Origin of the sequence: Streptomyces sp. Y1, from assembly GCF_041053115.1 — a bacterium.
In the GTDB taxonomy this organism is placed as follows: domain Bacteria; phylum Actinomycetota; class Actinomycetes; order Streptomycetales; family Streptomycetaceae; genus Kitasatospora; species Kitasatospora rubellomurina.
In genome coordinates this window covers 5,202,267-5,223,142 of record NZ_CP163445.1, presented here as the reverse complement: position 1 = coordinate 5,223,142, position 20,876 = coordinate 5,202,267, and the positions used below count along the sequence as shown (strand labels likewise).

17 protein-coding genes are annotated in these 20,876 nt (G+C 72.8%); 13 read left to right on the top strand and 4 right to left on the bottom strand.

All coding sequences use genetic code 11. From position 1 onward, the window contains the following. Nucleotides 1–118: 118 nt before the first annotated feature. Genes htpX through AB2U05_RS22535 form a run of 3 tightly spaced genes read left to right on the top strand, consistent with a single transcriptional unit; the run spans nucleotide 119 to nucleotide 2,519 of the window. Entirely contained in the window at nucleotides 119–1,042 is a 924-nt protein-coding gene (gene htpX / locus AB2U05_RS22545; protein ID WP_369184065.1) for a zinc metalloprotease HtpX, read from the top strand. A gap of 40 nt (nucleotides 1,043–1,082) precedes the next feature. Next, nucleotides 1,083–1,667, top strand: a complete 585-nt coding sequence (locus tag AB2U05_RS22540; protein WP_369184064.1) for a hypothetical protein — start codon at nucleotides 1,083–1,085, stop codon at nucleotides 1,665–1,667. Nucleotides 1,668–1,691: 24 nt separating this feature from the next. Next, nucleotides 1,692–2,519, top strand: coding sequence for a DUF3097 domain-containing protein (locus AB2U05_RS22535; protein WP_045693609.1), 828 nt, complete (start codon nucleotides 1,692–1,694; stop codon nucleotides 2,517–2,519). A 28-nt stretch (nucleotides 2,520–2,547) separates the two neighbouring features. On the opposite strand, the gene hemW is transcribed toward AB2U05_RS22535, so the two are convergent. Together hemW and AB2U05_RS22525 are read right to left on the bottom strand one after the other, a co-directional pair. Beyond that, the gene (gene hemW, locus AB2U05_RS22530; protein WP_369184063.1) at nucleotides 2,548–3,777 is read right to left on the bottom strand and encodes a radical SAM family heme chaperone HemW; all 1,230 of its coding nucleotides are present in this window, start codon (nucleotides 3,775–3,777) and stop codon (nucleotides 2,548–2,550) included. Nucleotides 3,778–3,844: 67 nt separating this feature from the next. Next, on the bottom strand, nucleotides 3,845–5,767 hold the full coding sequence (locus AB2U05_RS22525; protein WP_078859707.1) for a long-chain fatty acid--CoA ligase: 1,923 nt from the start codon (nucleotides 5,765–5,767) through the stop codon (nucleotides 3,845–3,847). A gap of 380 nt (nucleotides 5,768–6,147) precedes the next feature. On the opposite strand from AB2U05_RS22525, the gene AB2U05_RS22520 reads away from it, so the two are divergent. From AB2U05_RS22520 to AB2U05_RS22505, 4 genes are all read left to right on the top strand, one after another. After that, the gene (locus AB2U05_RS22520; RefSeq protein ID WP_369184062.1) at nucleotides 6,148–7,881 is read left to right on the top strand and encodes an ABC transporter ATP-binding protein; all 1,734 of its coding nucleotides are present in this window, start codon (nucleotides 6,148–6,150) and stop codon (nucleotides 7,879–7,881) included. After that, on the top strand, nucleotides 7,878–9,905 hold the full coding sequence (locus AB2U05_RS22515) for an ABC transporter ATP-binding protein (protein ID WP_369184061.1): 2,028 nt from the start codon (nucleotides 7,878–7,880) through the stop codon (nucleotides 9,903–9,905). The genes AB2U05_RS22520 and AB2U05_RS22515 overlap by 4 nt, the downstream gene beginning before the upstream one ends. A 99-nt stretch (nucleotides 9,906–10,004) precedes the next feature. Next, nucleotides 10,005–10,910, top strand: coding sequence for an RNA polymerase sigma factor SigJ (sigJ, locus tag AB2U05_RS22510; protein ID WP_369184060.1), 906 nt, complete (start codon nucleotides 10,005–10,007; stop codon nucleotides 10,908–10,910). Nucleotides 10,911–11,040: 130 nt separating this feature from the next. Continuing rightward, entirely contained in the window at nucleotides 11,041–12,117 is a 1,077-nt protein-coding gene (locus tag AB2U05_RS22505; RefSeq protein ID WP_369184059.1) for an NAD(P)/FAD-dependent oxidoreductase, read from the top strand. A gap of 79 nt (nucleotides 12,118–12,196) precedes the next feature. Here the strand turns inward: AB2U05_RS22505 and lepA are convergent, their stop codons facing one another. Continuing rightward, the gene (gene lepA / locus AB2U05_RS22500; RefSeq protein WP_078861039.1) at nucleotides 12,197–14,065 is read right to left on the bottom strand and encodes a translation elongation factor 4; all 1,869 of its coding nucleotides are present in this window, start codon (nucleotides 14,063–14,065) and stop codon (nucleotides 12,197–12,199) included. Between the two features lie 189 nt (nucleotides 14,066–14,254). Between lepA and AB2U05_RS22495 the strand changes: the two genes are divergently transcribed. The 3 genes from AB2U05_RS22495 to AB2U05_RS22485 all read left to right on the top strand — a co-directional run bounded on the left by AB2U05_RS22495 (nucleotide 14,255) and on the right by AB2U05_RS22485 (nucleotide 16,127). Further along, on the top strand, nucleotides 14,255–14,560 hold the full coding sequence (locus tag AB2U05_RS22495) for an antibiotic biosynthesis monooxygenase (protein WP_045704839.1): 306 nt from the start codon (nucleotides 14,255–14,257) through the stop codon (nucleotides 14,558–14,560). Nucleotides 14,561–14,748: 188 nt separating this feature from the next. Then, on the top strand, nucleotides 14,749–15,018 hold the full coding sequence (gene rpsT, locus AB2U05_RS22490; RefSeq protein WP_045704842.1) for a 30S ribosomal protein S20: 270 nt from the start codon (nucleotides 14,749–14,751) through the stop codon (nucleotides 15,016–15,018). A 278-nt stretch (nucleotides 15,019–15,296) separates the two neighbouring features. After that, nucleotides 15,297–16,127, top strand: a complete 831-nt coding sequence (locus AB2U05_RS22485; RefSeq protein WP_369184058.1) for a hypothetical protein — start codon at nucleotides 15,297–15,299, stop codon at nucleotides 16,125–16,127. A gap of 40 nt (nucleotides 16,128–16,167) precedes the next feature. Here the strand turns inward: AB2U05_RS22485 and holA are convergent, their stop codons facing one another. After that, nucleotides 16,168–17,166, bottom strand: coding sequence for a DNA polymerase III subunit delta (gene holA, locus AB2U05_RS22480; RefSeq protein ID WP_045704847.1), 999 nt, complete (start codon nucleotides 17,164–17,166; stop codon nucleotides 16,168–16,170). A 76-nt stretch (nucleotides 17,167–17,242) separates the two neighbouring features. Between holA and AB2U05_RS22475 the strand changes: the two genes are divergently transcribed. From AB2U05_RS22475 to AB2U05_RS22465, 3 genes are all read left to right on the top strand, one after another. Then, nucleotides 17,243–17,539 carry a hypothetical protein gene (locus AB2U05_RS22475; protein WP_045704849.1) on the top strand — a complete coding sequence of 99 codons (297 nt, stop codon included), beginning with the start codon at nucleotides 17,243–17,245 and terminating at the stop codon, nucleotides 17,537–17,539. Nucleotides 17,540–17,899: 360 nt separating this feature from the next. Continuing rightward, nucleotides 17,900–19,549: an alkaline phosphatase family protein gene (locus tag AB2U05_RS22470; RefSeq protein ID WP_369184057.1), complete on the top strand. Its 1,650-nt coding sequence runs from the start codon at nucleotides 17,900–17,902 to the stop codon at nucleotides 19,547–19,549. A 115-nt stretch (nucleotides 19,550–19,664) separates the two neighbouring features. After that, nucleotides 19,665–20,660: a DUF5937 family protein gene (locus AB2U05_RS22465; RefSeq protein WP_369184056.1), complete on the top strand. Its 996-nt coding sequence runs from the start codon at nucleotides 19,665–19,667 to the stop codon at nucleotides 20,658–20,660. Nucleotides 20,661–20,876 lie beyond the last annotated feature (216 nt).

Below are 20,876 nucleotides of genomic sequence, written 5' to 3'. Positions count from 1 at the left end.
CGGGGGTGATCCTGCCCGCAGTTCCGCCCGGCCGGCGCGACACGACCCGCGCGCGGGTGGTGCCCGGCGGCCGTCCGGGTGGCAGCATCGAAAGCGACGGCGTTGGGAGGAGCAAGCGATGACCAGCTCGGGTCAGCACACCCGGTTCGCCCCCGACCGCGGCCTGACCAGCCGCATGGTCGCCACCATGTTCGTGATCGGGCTGCTGTACGTCGGATTCACCGGTCTGCTGATCGCGCTGCTGCGCGGCGCCTGGCCGCTGATCGTCCTGATCTCCGGCGGGCTGTTCGTGGCCCAGTTCTGGTTCAGCGACAAGATCACCGAACGGGCGATGGGCGCCCGCCCGGTCAGCCCCGAGCAGTATCCCCAGTTGCACGGCACCGTCGACCGGCTCTGCGCCCTCGCCGACATGCCCAAGCCCCGGGTGGCGGTCGCCGACAACGACATGCCGAACGCCTTCGCCACCGGCCGCAACCCGCAGAACGCCGTGGTCTGCGTCACCACCGGCCTGCTGCGCCGGCTGGAGCCCGAGGAACTGGAGGGCGTCCTCGCGCACGAGCTGTCGCACGTCGCCCACCGGGACGTCGCCGTGATGACCATCGCCGGCTTCCTCGGCGTCCTCGCCGGGGCGATGACCCGGATCGCCCTGTACGGCGGGTTCATGGGCGGCGGCGGGCGCAACAACAACGACCAGAACGCGGCCATCGCGGCCCTGGTCATCCCGCTGGTGTCGATGGTCGTCTACGCCATCAGCTTCCTGCTCACCCGGCTGCTCTCCCGCTACCGCGAGCTCGCCGCCGACCGCGCCGCCGCCCAGCTCACCGGCCGGCCCAGCGCCCTCGCCTCCGCCCTCACCAAGGTCACCGGGCAGATCGCCGCCATCCCCACCGAGGACCTGCGCAAGTCCCAGCCGTACAACGCCTTCTACTTCGCCCCCGCGCTGAGCGCCCGGGAGACCGCCTCGCAGCTGTTCTCCACCCACCCGACGCTGGAGAAGCGGCTGGAGCAGCTCGCGAGGATCTCCGAGCAGCTCGGCCGCTGACCGCACCGGCACACGAACACCGGCACACGAGAGGACCGCCGTGGGATTCCTGGACACCCTGTTCGGCCGCAGCAAGCCCGTCAAGCCCGACCTCGACCAGCTGTTCGGCGTGCCGTCCGCCGCCCTCACCCTGGAGGCCGCCGCCGGGTTCCTGCCCACCGGGCTCGGCGCGGTCTGCTTCGCGGCCGTCGAGGGCGCGGCCTTCGTCCAGGTCGAACAGCAGGTCCGCGCCCTGCTCGACGCCGACACCGCGCGCGGCGGCGTCCCCGTCGAGGCCTCCAAGGACGGCTACGGCTACTCCTGGCTGCTCGCCCGGCACTCGCCCGAGGAGCTGCCGGAGCTGGTCAACGACCTGCACGCGGTCAACAGCGAGCTGGAGGCGAACGGCTTCGGGCCGCAGCTGCTCTGCTCGCTGGTCGCCTTCCGTAACGCGCAGGGGCAGCCGCTGGCGCTGGTCTACCTGTACAAGCGCGGCACCTTCTACCCGTTCGCCCCGATGCCCGGCGGCGGCGAGCGCCGCAACAGTCCGCTGGAGCTGCAGGTCAACGCCGCGCTGGGGAACGACCTGCGGCTGGAGAAGGACCTCTCCCGCTGGTTCCCGGTCTGGGGCGCGCCGGGGCTCTGACGGTCCGTCCGTATAGTCGCTCCCATGCGCAGCCGCCAGTACGGACCCGACCTGACCCCGCCGTGGAAGAAGCAGGCCCCCGCCCCGGAGGTGGCCGCCGAGCGCGACCTGGTCGTGGAGGAGGCGGCCACCGGCTTCTGCGGGGCGGTGGTGCGCTGCGAGAGGACGGCGGAGGGGTTCACCGTCACCCTGGAGGACCGTTTCGGCAAGCACCGGGTGTTTCCGCTGGTGCCGCGCGGCTTCCTGCTGGAGGGCCGGGTCGTCACCCTGGTCCGCCCGGCCGGCCCCGCCCCCTCCCGCGCGCCGGGCCGCACCGCCTCCGGCTCGGTCGCCGTCCCCGGCGCCCGCGCCCGGGTCGCCCGCGAGTCCCGCATCTACGTCGAGGGGCGGCACGACGCCGAACTGGTCGAGCGGGTGTGGGGCGACGACCTGCGGATCGAGGGCGTCGTCGTCGAGTACCTGCGGGGCATCGACGACCTGCCCGCGATCGTCGCCGACTTCGCCCCCGGCCCCGGCCGCCGCCTCGGCGTCCTGGTCGACCACCTGCTCCCGGGCACCAAGGAGCACCGCATCGCCGCCCAGGTCACCGGCACGTCGGTGCTGGTCGTCGGCCACCCCTACATCGACATCTGGCAGGCCGTGAAGCCGTCGAGCGTCGGCATCCCCGCCTGGCCCGCCGTCCCCCGCGGCGAGGACTGGAAGGAGGGCACCTGCCGCCGCCTCGGCTGGCCGGCGGACACCCCGGCCGCCTGGAGGCACATCCTCTCGAAGGTGCACAGCTACAAGGACCTGGAGCCCGAACTCCTCGGCCGGGTGGAGGAACTGATCGACTTCACCACGCTCCCGGACTGACGGAGAACGGCCGCCATTGGGCCACTGATCAGTCCACCAAATCCCGCACGACCCCGTCCGCGAGGAGCCTGCCCCGGAGGGTGAGGGCGGCGCGGCCCTGCTCGTACGGGCCTGCGGCGAGGAGGCCGTCCGCGAGGGCGCGGGCGGCGGCGGTGCGGCCGGTCGCGGTGAGGAGGGAGAGCGGGACACCCTGCTCCAGGCGCAGTTCCAGGAGGATGCGCTCCACCCGGCGGTCCTCGTCGGCGAGGACCTCGCGGGCCTGGGCCGGGGTGCGGTGCTCGGCGAGGGCCCGGGCGTAGGCGGCGGGGTGCTTGGCGTTCCACCAGCGGACGCCGCCGACGTGGCTGTGGGCGCCCGGGCCGGCGCCCCACCAGTCGGCGCCGGTCCAGTAGAGCTCGTTGTGGCGGCAGCGGCCCTCGGGGGTGGTCGCCCAGTTGGAGACCTCGTACCAGGCGAAGCCGGCCGCGCTGAGCGCCTGTTCGGCGATGAGGTAGCGGTCGGCGTGCACGTCGTCGTCGATCATCGGCAGTTCGCCGCGCTTGACGCGGGCGGCGAGCCGGGTGCCGTCCTCGACGATGAGGGAGTACGCGGAGACGTGGTCGGGCCCGGCGCCGATGGCGGCGTCCAGGGAGGCCCGCCAGTCGTCGTCGCTCTCGCCGGGGGTGCCGTAGATGAGGTCGAGGTTGACGTGCTCGAAGCCGGCCGCGCGGGCCTCGGCGACGCAGGCCTCGGGGCGGCCGGGGGTGTGGTGGCGGTCGAGCAGCCGCAGCACGTGCGGGCGGGCGCTCTGCATGCCGAAGGAGATCCGGTTGTAGCCGCCCTCGCGCAGTTCGGCCAGGTAGGCCGGGTCGACGGACTCCGGGTTGGCCTCGGTGGTGACCTCGGCGTCGTCGGCCAGCCCGAACTCGTCGCGGATCGCGGCGAGCATCTTCACCAGGTCGCGGGCGGGCAGCAGGGTCGGGGTGCCGCCGCCGAGGAAGACGGTGCGCACCGGCAGGTCGGCGGAGCCCAGCACCTTCCGGGCGAGCCGGATCTCGGCGACCACGTTGTCCGCGTACGTCTCCTGGGAGGCGACGGCACCGGAGGAGCGCAGCTCGGTGGCGGTGTAGGTGTTGAAGTCGCAGTAGCCGCAGCGGCTGGCGCAGTAGGGCACGTGCAGGTAGAAGCCGAACGGCCGCGAGCCGAGCCCGGTGAGGGCGTGCGCGGGCAGGGAGCCGTCGGACGGCACCGGTTCGCCGTCGGGGAGTGCGGAGGGCATGCCCCCATTGTCCCGTACGGCCCGCCCGAACCGGCGCGGGCCGGCGGACCGTACGGGACGGGCGGGCTCAGGCCTCGTTGGCGCCCGCGTACATCGCGGCGACGGCGTCCGCGTAGACCCGCTCGACGACCGGGCGCTTGATCTTCAGGCTCGGGGTGAGCTCGCCGTGCTCGACGTCGAGGTCGCGCGGCAGCAGGTGGAACTTCTTGATCGTCTGCCAGCGCTGCAGCTCGCCGTTGAGCCGCTTGACGAAGCCCTCGATCAGCTTGTGCACGGCCGGGTCGGCGGCGACCTCGGCGTAGGACTTGCCGGCCAGGCCGTGCTCGGCGGCCCACGGCATGATCACCGACTCGTCGAGGCCGATCAGCGCGGTGCAGTAGTTGCGGCCGTTGCCGATCACCAGGATGTTGCTGGCGAACGGACACACCGCCTTGAACTTGCCCTCGACCTCGCTGGGCGCCACGTACTTGCCGCCGGAGGTCTTGAACAGGTCCTTCTTGCGGTCGGTGATGCGCAGGAAGCCGTCCGGGGTGAGCTCGCCGATGTCCTCGGTGTGGAACCAGCCGTCCGGCTCCAGGACCTCGGCGGTCTTCTCCGGCAGGTTGTGGTAGCCGCGCATGACGCCGGGGCCGCGCAGCAGGATCTCGCCGTCCTCGGCGATCCGCACCTCGGTGCCGGGCAGCGGGCGGCCGACGGTGCCGATCCGCACGTCCTCCCGGCGGTTGACGCAGGAGCCGGCGCTGGTCTCGCTGAGCCCGTAGCCCTCCAGGATGGGCACGCCGGCGCCGAGGAAGAAGTAGCCGATCTCGGGGGCGAGGGCGGCGCTGCCGGACACCGCACCGCGGAACCGGCCGCCGAAGGCCGCCCGGATCTTGGCGTACACCAGTCTGTCGGCCAGCGCGTGCTGCAGCCGCAGGCCGAGCGGGGCACTCTCGGTGCCGGTGGCGATCCGGCTCTCCTGGACGACCCGGGCGTACTCGCGGGCGACCTGGGCGGCCCACATGAAGATCTTGTACTTGGCGCCGCCCTCGGCCCGGGCCTTGCCGGCGATGCCGTTGTAGACCTTCTCGAAGATGCGCGGCGCGGAGGCCATCGTGGTCGGCCGGATCACCGGCAGGTTGTGGATGATCCGGTCGACCCGGCCGTCCAGGGCCATCACGTGCCCGGTGGCGATCTGGCCGGAGATCAGGGTCTTCCCGAAGACGTGCGACAGCGGCAGCCACATGTACTGGACGTCGTCGGCGGCCAGCAGGCCGCTGACCTCCTGGGCCCGCCCCTCGTACGCCCAGCAGTCGTGCACCAGGCGCACGCCCTTGGGGCGGCCGGTGGTGCCGGAGGTGTAGATGAGGGTGGCGAGCTGCTCCTTGTCGAGCGCGGCCACGGCCTTCTCGACGGCGTCCGGGTGCTCCTCCAGGTACGCGGCGCCGCGCCGCTCCAGCTCGCCGAGGGTGATCACCTCCAGGCCGGCCGCCTCGGGCGTCCCGGCCGGGGCGTCGAAGAGGACGACGGTGCGCAGCTCGGGCAGCTGGTCGATCTGCTCGACGGCCTTGGCCAGCTGGGCGGCGTTCTCGGCGAACAGCGCCTTGGAGCCGGAGTCGGACAGGATGAAGGCGGTCTCGTCCGTGTTGGTGCTGGGGTAGACCGTGGTGATGGCGGCGCCCGCGCACATCGCCCCGAGGTCGGCGAGCACCCACTCGAGCCTGGTGGAGGAGGCCAGCGCGACCCGGTCCTCCGCCTGGATGCCGAGCGCCATCAGGCCGGCCGCCACCGCCTTGACCCGGACGGCGGTCTGCGCCCAGGTGAGCGAACGCCACTGCTCCGCGCCGGGGGCGCCGTCCGCGGCCTGCGGGTCGACCGCCGCGGGGTAGCGGTAGGCCTCGGCGTTCGGGGTGAGGGCGACGCGCTCCAGGAACAGGTGGGCGACGGAGGCGGGGCGCCCGGCGACGATGTCGGCACTGCCGGAGCCGATCAGGGACTGCGCGGAACTCAACGAGGACCTCCGGAGGCGGGTGGCCGTCTGAGGGGTGGCGCGGCGCCGTGGGGGCCGGTCGCCGGGCCCGCTCGCGACCGGTGCGGAAACCTGCGTGGTACCGGCCAGTAACAAGGGGGCAACCAGCAGCCTAGGGGGAAATCGGTCATTCCGTAAGAGGGCGGGCCCAGCTGGCACACCCCCACCGGGCCGGTGCCCGCCCACCCCGGCCGCCCCGCCACCACCCCACCGGCGCCCCACCCCCGGGCCCGCCGAGCCGGCCGAAGAGTACGGCAAAACCCTGGCAAACTCCCCCGCTGATAGGCCGAATCACCCGTACGAGGCCCACGAGGGCCGAGAATTGGGATGCGAAACCACCCGCCGACGACAAGAGTGTGACAGTGCTGCTCAGACTGCTCAGGGCGTACCTGCGCCCCTACTCCCGACCGATCGCCCTGCTGGTCGTCCTCCAGCTGGTGTCCACCCTCGCGGCGCTCTACCTGCCGACCCTGAACGCCGACATCATCGACAGCGGCGTCGTCAAGGGCGACACCGGCTACATCATGCGCGTCGGCGCCGTGATGATCGGCGTCACCCTGGTCCAGGCCCTGTGCTCGATCGGCGCCGTCCACTACGGCGCCCACGCCGCGATGGCCTTCGGCCGGGACGTCCGCGCCGCCGTCTTCGACCGCGTGCAGAGCTTCTCCGCCCGCGAGGTCGGCCAGTTCGGCGCGCCCTCCCTGATCACCCGCACCACCAACGACGTCCAACAGGTCCAGATGCTCGCCCTGATGAGCTTCACGCTCATGGTCGCCGCACCCATCATGTGCGTCGGCGGCATCATCATGGCGCTCAACCAGGACGTCCCCCTGTCCGGCCTGCTGCTCGCCGTCATCCCCGTCCTCGGCACCGTGGTCATCCTGCTGGTCCGCTCGCTGCGCCCCAAGTTCCGCAGCATGCAGGTGAAGATCGACACCGTGAACCGGGTGCTGCGCGAACAGATCACCGGCATCCGGGTCATCCGCGCCTTCGTCAAGGACGAGCACGAGCAGACCCGCTTCGACGACGCCAACCGCGACCTCACCCACACGGCCCTCCAGGTCGGCCGGCTGATGTCCTTCATGTTCCCGGCCGTCATGTTCGTCGTGAACGCCTCCAGCGTCGCCGTCCTCTGGTTCGGCGCCCAGCGCATCGACAGCGGCGGCATGGAGATCGGCGCGCTCACCGCGTTCCTCTCCTACCTCATGCAGATCCTGATGAGCGTCATGATGGCCACCTTCATGTTCATGATGGTGCCCCGCGCCGAGGTCTGCGCCGAACGCATCCAGGAAGTCCTCGACACCTCCTCCAGCGTCGTCCCGCCCGCCACGCCCGTCACCGAGACGCCCCGCCGCGGCAACCTCGAACTGCGCGACGTCGACTTCCGCTACCCCGGCGCCGAAGCCCCCGTCCTGCGCGGCATCGCCCTCACCGCCCGGCCCGGCGAGACCACCGCCGTCATCGGCTCCACCGGCAGCGGCAAGTCCACCCTGCTCGGCCTCGTCCCCCGGCTCTTCGACGCCACCACCGGCCAGGTCCTGCTCGACGGCGTCGACGTCCGCGACCTCGCCCCCGAGGCCATCGCCGACACCGTCGGCCTCGTCCCGCAGAAGCCCTACCTGTTCACCGGCACCATCGCCAGCAACCTGCGCTACGGCCGGCCCGACGCCACCGACGAGGAACTCTGGCACGCCCTCGACGTCGCCCAGGCCAAGGACTTCGTCGAGAAGATGCCCGAAGGCCTCGACGCCCCCATCGCCCAGGGCGGCAGCAACGTCTCCGGCGGCCAGCGCCAGCGCCTCGCCATCGCCCGCGCCCTCGTCCGCAAACCCGGCGTCTACCTCTTCGACGACTCCTTCTCCGCCCTCGACTACGCCACCGACGCCAAACTCCGCAAGGCCCTCGCCCGCGAGACCTCCGACGCCACCGTGCTCATCGTCGCCCAGCGCGTCTCCACCATCCGCGACGCCGACCGCATCATCGTCCTCGACGAAGGCGCCGTCGTCGGCACCGGCACCCACCACGAACTCATGGCCGACAACCCGACGTACCGGGAGATCGTGCTCTCCCAGCTCACCGAGCAGGAGGCGGCGTGACCAGCCCCGGCGACAAGCCCGACCCCAAGGCCGGCGGCAAGCCCGGCGGCAAGCCCGCGGCCGCCGTCCCCAGCGACTCGCAGGCCGCCGCCGCCCGCCGCGGCCCCGCCGGACCCGGCCGCTTCGCCGGCGGCCAGGGCGCCGAGAAGTCCATGGACTTCAAGAACTCCGGCAGACGCGTCCTCGGCCTGCTGCGCCCCGAACGCGCCCTGCTCTCCGCCATGATCGGCCTCGGCGTGCTCGGCATCGGCTGCGCCGTCATCGGCCCCAAGGTCCTCGGCCACGCCACCGACCTGATCTTCGCCGGCGTCGTCGGCCCCCGCTTCGACCCCGGCCTCACCAAGGCCCAGGCCGTCGCCGGCCTGCGCGCCCACGGCGACAACGGCATCGCCGACCTGCTCTCCTCCGTCGACTTCACCCCCGGCTCCGGCATGGACTTCGGCGCCATCGGCACCGTGCTGCTCTGGGTCCTCGCGATCTACGTCGCCTCCGCCCTGTTCGGCATCGTCCAGGGCCGCCTCGCCACCACCGCCGTCCAGCGGTCCGTCTACCGGCTGCGCCAGGACGTCGAGGCCAAACTCGCCCGCCTGCCGCTCAGCTACTTCGACAAGCAGCCGCGCGGCGAGGTGCTCAGCCGGGTCACCAACGACATCGACAACATCGGCCAGTCCATGCAGCAGACCATGGGACAGGTCGTCAACTCGCTGCTCACCGTCGTCGGCGTGCTCGCGATGATGTTCTGGATCTCCCCGCTGCTCGCCGCGATCGCCCTGGTCGCCGTCCCGCTGTCGGTCGTCGTCGCCGCCAAGGTCGGCAAGCGCGCCCAGCCCCAGTTCGTCCAACAGTGGGCGTCCACCGGCAAGTTGAACGCCCACATCGAGGAGATGTACACCGGGCACACCCTGGTCAAGGCGTTCGGCCGCCAGCGCGAGGCCGCCGAGACCTTCCGCGAGCACAACGAGGCGCTCTACCAGGCCAGCTTCAAGTCCCAGTTCATCTCCGGGATCATCCAGCCCGCGATGATGCTGATCGGCAACCTGCAGTACGTGCTCGTCGCCGTCGTCGGCGGCCTGCGGGTCGCCAGCGGCGCCCTGTCCATCGGCGACGTGCAGGCGTTCATCCAGTACTCCCGGCAGTTCAGCCAGCCGCTCACCCAGGTCGCCAGCATGGCCAACCTGGTGCAGTCCGGCGTCGCCTCCGCCGAGCGCGTCTTCGAACTCCTCGACGCCCCCGAGCAGACCCCCGAACCGGCCATGCCCGAGAAGCCCGACGCGATCCACGGCCGGGTCGCCTTCCAGGACGTCTCGTTCCGCTACGACCCCGACAAGCCGCTCATCGAGGACCTCTCGCTCAAGGTCGAACCCGGCCAGACCGTCGCCATCGTCGGCCCCACCGGCGCCGGCAAGACCACCCTCGTCAACCTGCTGATGCGGTTCTACGAGGTCAGCTCCGGGCGGATCACCCTCGACGGCGTCGACATCGCCGCGATGTCCCGCGAGGAACTGCGCTCCGGCATCGGCATGGTCCTCCAGGACACCTGGCTGTTCGGCGGCAGCATCGCCGACAACATCGCCTACGGCGCCCAGGGAGCCACCCTCGACCAGGTCGTCGAAGCCGCCAGGGCCGCCCACGTCGACCGCTTCGTGCGCACCCTGCCGGACGGCTACGACACCGTCATCGACGACGAGGGCGCGGGCGTCAGCGCCGGCGAGAAGCAACTCATCACCATCGCCCGGGCGTTCCTCGCCCAGCCGTCCATCCTGGTCCTCGACGAGGCCACCAGCTCCGTCGACACCCGCACCGAGGTGCTGATCCAGCGGGCCATGGCCCGGCTGCGCGCCGGCCGCACCAGCTTCGTGATCGCCCACCGGCTCTCCACCATCCGGGACGCCGACGTGATCCTGGTGATGGAGAACGGCTCGATCGTCGAACAGGGCTCGCACGACGAGCTGATCGCCGTCGACGGCGCCTACGCCCGGCTCTACCAGGCCCAGTTCGCCGAGGCCGTGGCCGAGGTCGACTGACGCCGCACCGCGCGACGAGCCGGGGGGGGGGACCGTCCGCCCCGGCTCGTCGCGCCCCCGGCCCTTCGCCCCGGCGCCCCCAGGCGCTACCTTGGGCCCGTGATCGACCACCGGGCCACCGACGACGCCGACCCGTTCGAGACGAACCGCCGCTACCTGGGCTCCGTCGCCTACCGGCTGCTCGGCTCCTTCACCGACGCCGAGGACGTGCTCCAGGAGGCCTGGCTGCGCTGGCAGGCCGCCGACCGCGCCGCCGTCGACGACCCGCGCGCCTTCCTCACCACCGTCGTCACCCGGCTCTGCTACGACCAGCTCGGCTCCGCCCGCGCCCGCCGCGAGGCCTACTACGGCGAGTGGCTGCCCGAGCCGTCCGTCTCCTACGCGAGCACCCCCGACTCCCCCGCCGAACTCGCCGAACGCGGCGAGTCCGTCTCGCTCGCCCTGCTCGCCGTCCTCGAACAGCTCACCCCCGCCGAGCGGGCCGCGTTCGTGCTGCACGACGTCTTCGCGGTCGGCTTCGAGGACATCGCCGCCTCCCTCGACCGCACCCCCGACGCCACCCGCCAGCTCGCCTCCCGGGCCCGCCGCCGCGTCCGGGACGGCGGCCGGCACGCCAGCGCCGACCCGGCCGCGCACCGGCGGGCCGTCGAGGCCTTCGCCGACGCCAGCACCCGCGGCGACATCCTCGGCCTGATGGAGGTCCTCGACCCGGACGTGGTCTGGCACTCCGACGGCGGCGGCATCGTCCGCGCCGGCGTCCGCCCCGTCCTCGGCTCCGAGAAGGTGGCCCGGCTGGTGGGCGGCCTGGTCGCGAAGTGGTTCACCCCCGAGCACGGCCTCGACCTCGCCCTGGTCAACGGCGAACCGGGCCTGGTCTGGTACGACCGGCCCACCGGCACCGTCGCCGGCGTCCTCGCCTTCACCGTCGCCGACGGGCGGATCACCGAGGCCTACGTGGTGGTCAACCCGGAGAAGCTCGGCCGCATCACCCCGATCGGCTCCTGACCGGTCGGCTCCTGACCGGTCAGCTCGCGACCGGCGTGTGACGCGGGTCACCGTCACACTCCGGCCTGCCGCGTCGTCCCCCTCCCGAACAGCGCTCCGCAGGGGCGCACCCCGCAAGGAGGCGGACGAGATGAGCACCACCACCGAGCAGCGGATCGTCGTCCTGGGCGCCGGATACGCCGGACTCACCGCGGCCAAGGGCGCCGGCCGGCACCACGACGTCACCCTGGTCGCACCCGAGGAGCGGCTCCTGCACCGCATCCGCCAGCACGAGACCGCGGCCGGCCGCGGCCGCGACTGGCCCGCCATCGCCGACCTGGCCCGCGGACGACGCATCCAGCACCGCCGCGCCAGGGCCGTCGAGCTCGACCTGGACGGCCACAAGGCCGTCCTCGACGACGGCACCGTCCTCGGCTACGACACCCTGGTCTACGCCCTCGGCAGCCGCACCGCCTGGCACGGCGTCCCCGGCGCCGCCGAGCACGCCCACCCCGTGGAGCGCGCCGCCGAGGTCCGGCGCCTGATCCGCGACGCCGACCGCCCCGGCACCCTGGCCGTCGTCGGCGGCGGCGCCACCGGCATCGAACTGGCCACCGAACTCGCCGAGGCCCACCCCGACTGGCGGGTGCGGATCGTCGCCGCCGGCCAGGTCGGCGGCGGCTACTCGCCCAAGGGCCGCGCCCACATCCGCAAGGTCCTCGACCGGCTCGGCGTCGCCGTCCACGAGGACGCCACCGTCACCGAGGTCACCCCGGACGGGCCGCGCACCACCGCCGGCCCGATCACCGCCGACCTCACCCTGTGGGCCGCCTCGCTGGAACCCCACCCGCTGGCCGCCGAGGCCGGACTGGCCGTGGACGAGCGCGGCCGGGCCCTCGTCGACGACCACCTGCGGTCGCTCTCGCACCCGGACGTCCACGTGGCCGGCGACGCCGCCGCCGTCACCGTCCCCGGCGTCGGCACCCTGCGGATGGGCTGCGCCACCGCGCTGCCCATGGGCCAGTACCTCGGCAAGCTGCTCGACGGGCGCACCGACGAGCCGTTCGGCTACCGGTACGTCGTGCAGTGCCTGAGCCTCGGCCGGCGGGACGGGCTGCTGCAGCTGGTCCACCCGGACGACTCGATGAAGCCCACCGTCCTCACCGGCACCGCGGGGCGGCTGGCCAAGGCCGGGATCGTCGGCTTCGTGCTCGGCGCGCTCAAGTAGGCCCTGTCCGGTCGCCGGGCGGGGGCCCGGGAACGCGCGAGGGCCCGGGCGTGCTGCCCGGGCCCTCGCGTTCACACCGTTACTTCTTCTCCTTCGGCGCCTCGGCGTCGGTGGAGAGCGCGGCGATGAAGGCCTCCTGCGGGACCTCCACCCGGCCGACCATCTTCATCCGCTTCTTGCCCTCCTTCTGCTTCTCCAGGAGCTTGCGCTTGCGGGAGATGTCGCCGCCGTAGCACTTGGCGAGGACGTCCTTGCGGATCGCGCGGACCGTCTCGCGGGCGATCACCCGGGAGCCGATCGCGGCCTGGATCGGCACCTCGAACTGCTGGCGGGGGATGAGCTTCTGGAGCTTGCCGGCCATCATCACGCCGTAGCCGTAGGCCTTGTCCTTGTGCACGATCGCGGAGAACGCGTCCACCGCGTCGCCGTGCAGCAGGATGTCGACCTTGACCAGGTTGGCGGTCTGCTCGCCGATGGGCTCGTAGTCGAGCGAGGCGTAGCCGCGGGTCTTGGACTTCAGCTGGTCGAAGAAGTCGAAGACGATCTCGGCGAGCGGCAGGGTGTAGCGCAGCTCGACGCGGTCCTCGGACAGGTAGTCCATGCCCTGCAGGGCGCCGCGGCGGGACTGGCACAGCTCCATGATCGCGCCGACGAACTCGTTGGGCGCCAGGATGGTGCCGCGCACGATCGGCTCGTACACCTCGGCGATCTTGCCGCTCGGGAACTCGCTCGGGTTGGTGACGGTGTGCTCGGTGCCGTCCTCCATGATCACCCGGTAGATCACGTTCGGGGCGGTGGAGATCAGGTCGAGGTTGAACTCGCGCTCCAGGCGCTCCCGGATGATCTCCAGGTGCAGCAGGCCGAGGAAGCCGCAGCGGTAGCCGAAGCCGAGCGCGACCGAGGTCTCCGGCTCGTACACCAGGGCGGCGTCGTTGAGGCGCAGCTTGTCCAGGGCGTCGCGCAGCAGCGGGTAGTCCGAGCCGTCCAGCGGGTACAGGCCGGAGAACACCATCGGACGCGGGTCCTTGTAGCCGCCCAGCGGCTCGGTGGCGCCCTTGTTCTGCGAGGTGATCGTGTCACCGACCTTGGACTGCCGGACGTCCTTCACACCGGTGATGATGTAGCCCACCTCGCCGACGCCCAGGCCGTCCGCGACCTTCGGCTCGGGCGAGATGACGCCGATCTCCAGCAGCTCGTGGGTGGCGCCGGTCGACATCATCGCGATGCGCTCGCGCTTGGTGAGCTGGCCGTCCACGACACGGACGTAGGTGACCACGCCGCGGTAGGCGTCGTACACCGAGTCGAAGATCATCGCGCGGGCCGGGGCGTTCTTGACGCCGACCGGGGCCGGGATGGTGTTGACGATGTGGTCGAGCAGGTCCTCGACGCCCAGGCCCGTCTTGGCGCTGACCTGCAGCACGTCCGAGGGGTCGCAGCCGATGATGTGCGCGATCTCCGCGGCGTACTTCTCCGGCTGGGCGGCCGGCAGGTCGATCTTGTTCAGGACCGGGATGATCGTGAGGTCGTTCTCCAGCGCCAGGTACAGGTTGGCGAGGGTCTGCGCCTCGATGCCCTGGGCCGCGTCGACCACCAGGATGGTGCCCTCGCAGGCCGCCAGGGAGCGGGACACCTCGTACGTGAAGTCCACGTGGCCCGGGGTGTCGATCATGTTGAGGATGTGCGTCGTCCCGGCACCCGGCCCGGTCTTCGGGGCCCACGGGAGGCGGACCGCCTGCGACTTGATGGTGATGCCGCGCTCGCGCTCGATGTCCATCCGGTCGAGGTACTGGGCACGCATCTGCCGCGGGTCGACGACGCCGGTGATCTGCAGCATCCGGTCTGCGAGCGTCGACTTGCCGTGGTCGATGTGGGCGATGATGCAGAAGTTGCGAATCAGCGCCGGGTCGGTACGGCTGGGCTCTGGCACATTGCTGGGGGTCGCGGGCACCTTGGTCCGATTCTCCGTTGGTCCGGGGCCGGGGGTGTCCCGATCATCGCTGACCGGCTATCCCGGGGACCGGACGGTCTCGTCCGATCGAAATAGTTCCTCCCATCTTCCCACGACCGCGGCACGGCCCGCCGTTCGGGCACCTCGCGGCCTTCCGCCGCCCGCCTCCCGGCGGCAGGATGGCCACCCATGATCCTCGAAAGCGCACTGCTGGACGTCCTGCCCGGCCGGGAGGACGAGTTCCTCGCCGCCTTCGCCGAGGCCCGCCCGCTGATCGCCGTCCAGCGCGGCTTCCGCTCCCTGGAACTGCGCCGCTGCCTCGACGAGGGGCGCGGCTCGCGCTTCCTGCTCCAGGTGGAGTGGGAGACACTGGCCGACCACACCGAGGGGTTCCGCGGCTCCGCCGAGTACGGGCGGTGGCGGGAGCTGCTGCACCGCTTCTACCGGCCGTTCCCCGAGGTCGAGCACTACGGGGAGCCGGTGCTGAGCGCGTAGTCGTGGGGCGGCGTGCGGGCCGCCGTGCCTGCTGCTGTGCCTGCTGCCGCGCGGGCTGCCCGGTTTGGGCCGGGGAGCGGGCCCCTGGTAGCGTGGTCAGCTGCACCTGGCCCCGGCATGCCCTCTCAGCCTGACCGAAGGCCGCCGGTGCGGAACCCGTTCAACTTTTCACAGACTGAGGCTCCTTCGTGGCGAACATCAAGTCCCAGATCAAGCGCAACAAGACCAACGAGAAGGCGCGCCTGCGCAACAAGGCCGTCAAGTCCTCGCTGAAGACCGCTCTGCGCAAGGCCCGTGAGGCCGCTGCCGCCGGCGAGACCGAGAAGGCCGTCGTGCTGGCCCGCGCCGCCTCCAAGGCGCTGGACAAGGCCGTGAGCAAGGGCGTCATCCACGCCAACCAGGCCGCCAACAAGAAGTCGGCCATCACCAAGCACGTCGCCTCGGCCGCCCAGGCCTGACGTCGCCCCGGGGGCTCCGGCCCCCACCCCGCCCCGGAAACGACCCGGCCCTCTACCCGGTCCCCGAGGCGGACGAGAACTCGCACCGCACGCGGCCTGCGTTCGCCACGCGGGTGCGGTGCACACAGCAGTGCGGCAGGCGCCGCGGCAAGCCCCTTCCCCAGGGGCGGCCGCGGCGCCTGTCGCTTTGCGGGCCCGGGCCCTAAGGTCGGTCCCGCACCGCCACGGGGCGTCGAGGCGCAGGGGAGCGCCGGTGCGCCGGACCAGAGGGGGACTCCATGACCATGCCGCCGCCATCGCCGAACGGGCCCGGGTACGGCTACCCGCAGCAGACGCCCGGGCCCGCGGGCTTCGGGCCGCCGCAGCCGGCGGCCGGTGCGGCGGGTGCGGGGGGTGTAGCGGGTGCGCCGGGTGCGGCGGGAGGCTCGGACAGCGGCGCGGGCAGACCGGCCCGGGGCGGCAGCCTGCGCCGCAACGCCGTCTGGGCCTTCGTCGGCGCCGTGCTCGCCTCCGGCGGCTGGGCCGCCGCCGTCACCCTCGTCCCCGACCTGGTCCAGAGCGACACCTCGGCGCGCAGCGTCAGCGCCTTCAAGCTCTCCGACGACTTCTGCGCCAGCGGCAAACCGCAGGAACTCCTCCGGCTGTACAAGATCCCGGACAGCAGCCCGCCGTACAAGCACACCGACCGGCACGCCAACCTGGACACCATGGTCTGCTCCATGACGCTGGAGCGGAACAGCCCGAGCACCGACGACGCCCAGTACGCCGCCTCCTACATGCGCGCCGACCTGCACAAGGCCGTCAACCCGGCGCCCGAGTTCGCCGCCAGCAAGGACGCCTACCGGCAGCGGAACTACCAGCTCACCGACATCCCCGGCCTCGGCGACGAGGCCTACTTCGCGTACCTCGACGAGACCGGCACGGGCGGCGCCGACAAGACCTGGCACAACGTCCACGCCGAGGTGAACGTCCGCGACGGCGGGATGACCTACTTCTTCTCCTGGAGCGGCAGCTACTCGGAGGGCAAGACCAAGGTCCCGAGCAAGGAGGACCTGCGCGTCGCCATGCAGACCGACACCTGGGCGACCACCCGCTCCCTGCGCACGTAGGCGCGGGAGGACCGTCCGGCCGCCCGGCCCGCGGGCCCCGTCAGTACGACGGGCGGGAGCCGGCCCGGGCGGCGCGGGCCACCGCGACCACCGCACGCTCCAGCGCGTACGCCGGATCGTCCGAACCGCCCTTGACCGCCGCGTCCGCCTGCGCGATCGCGGTCAGCGCGGCCGCCACGCCGTCGCCCGTCCAGCCGCGCATCTGCTGGCGCACCCGGTCCACCTTCCACGGCGGCATGCCCAGCTCCCGGGCCAGATCACCCGGGCGCAGATTGCGCCCCGCCGTCGCCAACCGGCCGATGCTGCGCACCCCGGACGCCAGCGCGTAGGTGATGCCGGTCGGCGGCTGGCCGACCGCCAGCGCCCAGCGCAGCCGCTCCAGCGCCTCCGCCGCCCGGCCGGTCACCGCCAGGTCCGCCACCTCGAAGCCGGTCGCCTCCGCCCGGCCGCTGTAGTAGCGGGCCACCACCGTCTCGTCGATCGCGCCCTCGACGTCCGAGGTCAACTGGCTGCACGCGGCCGCCAGCTCGCGCAGATCGCTGCCCAGCGCGTCCAGCAGTGCCTGGCAGGCCTCCGGCGTGGCCGAGCGCCCCAGCGTGCGGAACTCGCCCTTCACGAACGCCAGCCGCTCGCCCGCCTTGGTCAGCTTCGCGCAGGCCACCTCGCGCCCGCCCAGCTTGCGCCCCGCGTCCAGCAGGCCCTTGCCCTTGGCCCCGCCCGCGTGCACCAGGACGACGATCACCTCGTCGGCCGGCGCCTCCAGGTAGGCCTTCAGCTCCTTCACCGCATCCGCCGAGAGGTCCTGCGCGGCCCGGACCACGATCACCTTGCGCTCGGCGAACAGCGACGGCGTGGTCAACTCGGCCAGACTGCCCGGCTGCAGGCCACCGGGCGGCAGATCCCGCACATCGGTGTCCGGGTCCGCCGCCTTCGCCGCCGCCACCACCTGGGCGACCGCGCGGTCCAGCAGCAGCTCCTCCTGGCCGACCGCGAGGGTCAGCGGGGCGAGCAGGTCGTCGGGTGCACTCTTCCTGGCCATCGCCTACCAGCATCCCACGGGCCGCGGACACTCCCCCGCGCTCCGGCTCCGGCCGTCCGGCCTGGAGAATGGTCCGGTGACCGAGAACCACCACCCGGCCGGCCTCCCGGCCGTCGACGACCCGTACGCGCGCCAGCTGCTCGTCCTCCCGGACCGCGACACCGCCGAGGAGACCGCCGAAGAACTCGCCGCCGCCCAGCCCGACCTCGACGAACCCGAGATCGTCCGCGACGCCCTGGCCGGCGAGGACGACGCCGAGGACGCCCAGTGGCTCCTCGTCCTCGACGCCCCGGACGGCGGCTGGACCCCGGCCCTGCTCCACGCCCTCGACACCCTCGCCGCCGCCCACGAAGGCTGGCGCGAAGAGGCCTGAGCAGCACCGGCGCCGCCGGCGCCCTCCGCCGGCGCCTCCACTCCGCCCACGCCCTCACCGACATCCGCACCGCCCCACGCCCGCTTCCGGGAAAGCGCCCTCGACGGCAAGATCGCCATCACCTTCCGACCCCCGGCCCCGGCGTGCCGCGGCACCGCCCGGCGGCACGCCGGAGCTCCCGGCGAATCCCCAAGTACCGTGGTGGGGAGCCCAGTCGGTGAGAAATCGGTAAGACGCCCGGCCCCCGCACACACGAGCCCGGCACCGTTCACCTGCCCGCCGCCGCCGGTACACCGACGACTCCCACCCTGGGGGCGCACCGCCGCAGCCACCTCCCCTCCCCGCCCACAGGAGCCCTCCGTGACCCGTCGCTATGTTCGGCTGGCCGCCACCCTCGGCGCCGCCGGTGTGCTCGCCGGATCCACCGTCGCCCAGGCAGCCGCCGCCCAGGCAGCCACCGAGGAGGGCCGCGGCGCCCACGCCCAGCACGTCCTCCTGGTCTCCGTCGACGGCCTGCACCAGTCGGACCTCACCTGGTTCGTGGCCCAGCACCCCCAGTCGGCCCTCGCCCGACTCGTCCACGGCGGCGTCGAGTACACCCACGCCGCCACCACCAACCCCTCCGACTCCTTCCCCGGCATGGTCGCCCAACTCACCGGCGGCGGCCCCGGCACCACCGGCGTCTACTACGACGACAGCTACGACGCCGCGCTGCTCCCCGCCGGCACCACCGACTGCACGAACGCCAAGCCCGGGGCCGAGGTGGACCTCACCGAGAACCTCGACCGGAACCAGGACGCGCTCGACGCCGGCCAGGGCCTCACCGGCCTGCCCGGCTCCATCCTGCGGATGACCGGCTGGCCCCAGACCCTGCTCGACCCGGCCAAACTCCCGGTCGACCCGCACACCTGCAAGCCCGTCCAGCCGCACTCCTACCTCCGGGTGAACACCGTCTTCGAGGTCGCCCGCCAGGCCGGGCTGCGCACCGCCTGGTCCGACAAGCACGCCGCCTACGACATCCTCAACGGCCCCTCCGGCGAAGGCATCCAGGACCTCTTCACCCCGGAGATCAACAGCAGGGCCACCGGGTACAGCGGCGACTGGACCAAGGACAACCAGGCCACCGAGCAGTACGACACGTACAAGGTGCAGGCCGTCCTCAACGAGATCGACGGCTACGACCACAGCCGCACCGCACCGGTCGGCACCCCGGCCGTCTTCGGCCTCAACCTCCAGTCGGTCTCCACCGCGCAGAAGCTCAAGACCTCAGACGGCCTCCAGGGCGGCTACGCCACCAAGGGCGTGCCCGGGCCGCTGCTCGCCAAGAACCTGGAATTCGTCGACCGGCAGATCGACGCGCTCACCCGCGAACTGCGCAAGCAGCACCTGGACGGCTCCACCACCGTCATCCTCTCGGCCAAGCACGGCCAGTCCCCGACCGACCCGACCGCGCTCAACCGGATCGACGACGGCCCGCTGCTGGACGGCCTCAACGCCGCCTGGAAGGCCGCCCACCCGGGCTCCGGCGCGCTCGTCGCCCACGCCGTCGACGACGACGGCGTGCTGCTCTGGCTGAACGACCGCTCCTCCGCCGCCACCCAATTCGCCACGGCCTACCTGCTGGCGCAGAACGGCAACGGCGTCGACATCGGCGGCAAGGCCCGCCCGTTCACCCGCAGCGGCCTCGAAACGGTCTACGCCGGCGAGGAGGCCGCCGACCGCTTCCACGTCGCCCCGGGCGACTCCCGGGTGCCCGACGTCTTCGGCGTCGCGCAGTACGGCGTCGTCTACACCGGCGGCAGCAAGATCGCCGAGCACGGCGGCGCCCACGCCGACGACCTCGACGTGCCGCTGGTCGTCTCCGGCGCCGGCACCCCGGGCGGCGTCCGCTCGGACGAGAAGGTCGAGACCAAGCAGATCGCGCCGACCATCCTGAAGCTGCTCGGCCTCCAGCCCCACGCACTGCAGGCCGTCCGCGAGGAGCACACCAAGGCGCTGCCGGTCCGCTGACACCCGGCCGGGCCACCTCGTCCTGTTCCAACCTGGCGCGCACAACGACCAGTTGGAAGAATCGGCAGCTGCAGCAGCACCCGCGGCGGCACACCGGACGGGCGGCGGAGGGCACATGGTCTACCGGTTCCACTTCACCGGCGCCGACCTCGCCCGCACCCGCGTCGCACCGTCCGTCCCGCCGCTGGAAGAGCTCAGCATCGCGCTGCGCGTCCTCCAGGACCGCAACCAGGCCCTGCGCTTCGGCACCTGGCGCCGCGAAGTCTGGGCCCGCCTGCCGCCCGGGGCGCGCATGGTGCTCGACCTGACACCCCGACACGGCTGGACGCCCGGCTTCCTGAGCCCCAGGGGGCCGGGCGGCGTCCCCGAGCTGCTGGAGCAGGTCGCCGCCACGCCGACCACGCGGCTCCGGACGACCCTGGCCCAGATCGCCGAGCGGCAGCGCCTGCCCGGCTGGGCCGCCCGGCTGGGCGACAGCCCCGAGGCACTGCGGCAGCTCGTCGACGCCCTCGGCCAGGTCCACGCGGTCGCCCTGGCCCCGTACTGGCCCCAGGTCACCGCCCAGATCGCGGCCGACCGGGCCGTCCGGTCCCACGACCTCCTGCACGGCGGCGTCGAACGGCTGCTGCACGGGCTCTACCCGCCGCGCATCCGGTGGCGGGCACCCGTCCTGGAGGTCGACCTGGCCTCCGGCCTGGAGGGAGACGTCCACCTCGAAGGCCGCGGCCTGCTCCTGGTGCCGTCCGTGTTCGCCACCCAGGCACCCGTGGTGAACCCGGACGCCGAACCCCAGCCCATCCTGACCTACCCCGCCCACCGCGACGAGCAGGCCGGACCCCTGACCCTCACCACCCGCACCGCGCCCCACGACACCCCGGCCCCACTCACCGCCCTGCTGGGCCGCACCCGCGCCGCCGTCCTGCACGTCATCGCGCAACGCCCCGGCTGCACGACCGGCGAGATCGCCACGGCCCTGGCCATCGGCCCCTCCGGCGCCAGCCAACACGCCACCGTGCTGCGCGAAGCCGGCCTGATCACCACCCTCCGCCACCACAACACCGCCCGCCACACCCCCACCCCCACCGCCCTCACCCTCCTCGGCCACCCCTAGCCGCCCGCGCCACCCCCACCGGCCCCGACTCCCGGCCCCGCCCGACCACAGGGCACGCCCCCGGTTCCCCTTGCCTCGATCCCCTCCGGAGCGGCTGCCTTTCAGCGGCGCGCTCCGGGCAGGCCCGGAGCGCGCCGCAATCCGTTTCCCCGGGCCCCCGCCCCCGCCCGCCCTCCCGCCCATTCCCACTTCGTGGATCACCCGCGCTGGGCGATG

Coding starts and splice junctions, on each gene's coding strand:
- AB2U05_RS22505 (WP_369184059.1), top strand. CDS start 11,041: ATGAGCACCACCACCGAGCAGCGGATCGTCGTCCTGGGCGCCGGATAC.
- holA (WP_045704847.1), bottom strand. CDS start 17,166: ATGGCCAGGAAGAGTGCACCCGACGACCTGCTCGCCCCGCTGACCCTC.
- htpX (WP_369184065.1), top strand. CDS start 119: ATGACCAGCTCGGGTCAGCACACCCGGTTCGCCCCCGACCGCGGCCTG.
- AB2U05_RS22465 (WP_369184056.1), top strand. CDS start 19,665: ATGGTCTACCGGTTCCACTTCACCGGCGCCGACCTCGCCCGCACCCGC.
- AB2U05_RS22535 (WP_045693609.1), top strand. CDS start 1,692: ATGCGCAGCCGCCAGTACGGACCCGACCTGACCCCGCCGTGGAAGAAG.
- AB2U05_RS22495 (WP_045704839.1), top strand. CDS start 14,255: ATGATCCTCGAAAGCGCACTGCTGGACGTCCTGCCCGGCCGGGAGGAC.
- hemW (WP_369184063.1), bottom strand. CDS start 3,777: ATGCCCTCCGCACTCCCCGACGGCGAACCGGTGCCGTCCGACGGCTCC.
- AB2U05_RS22485 (WP_369184058.1), top strand. CDS start 15,297: ATGACCATGCCGCCGCCATCGCCGAACGGGCCCGGGTACGGCTACCCG.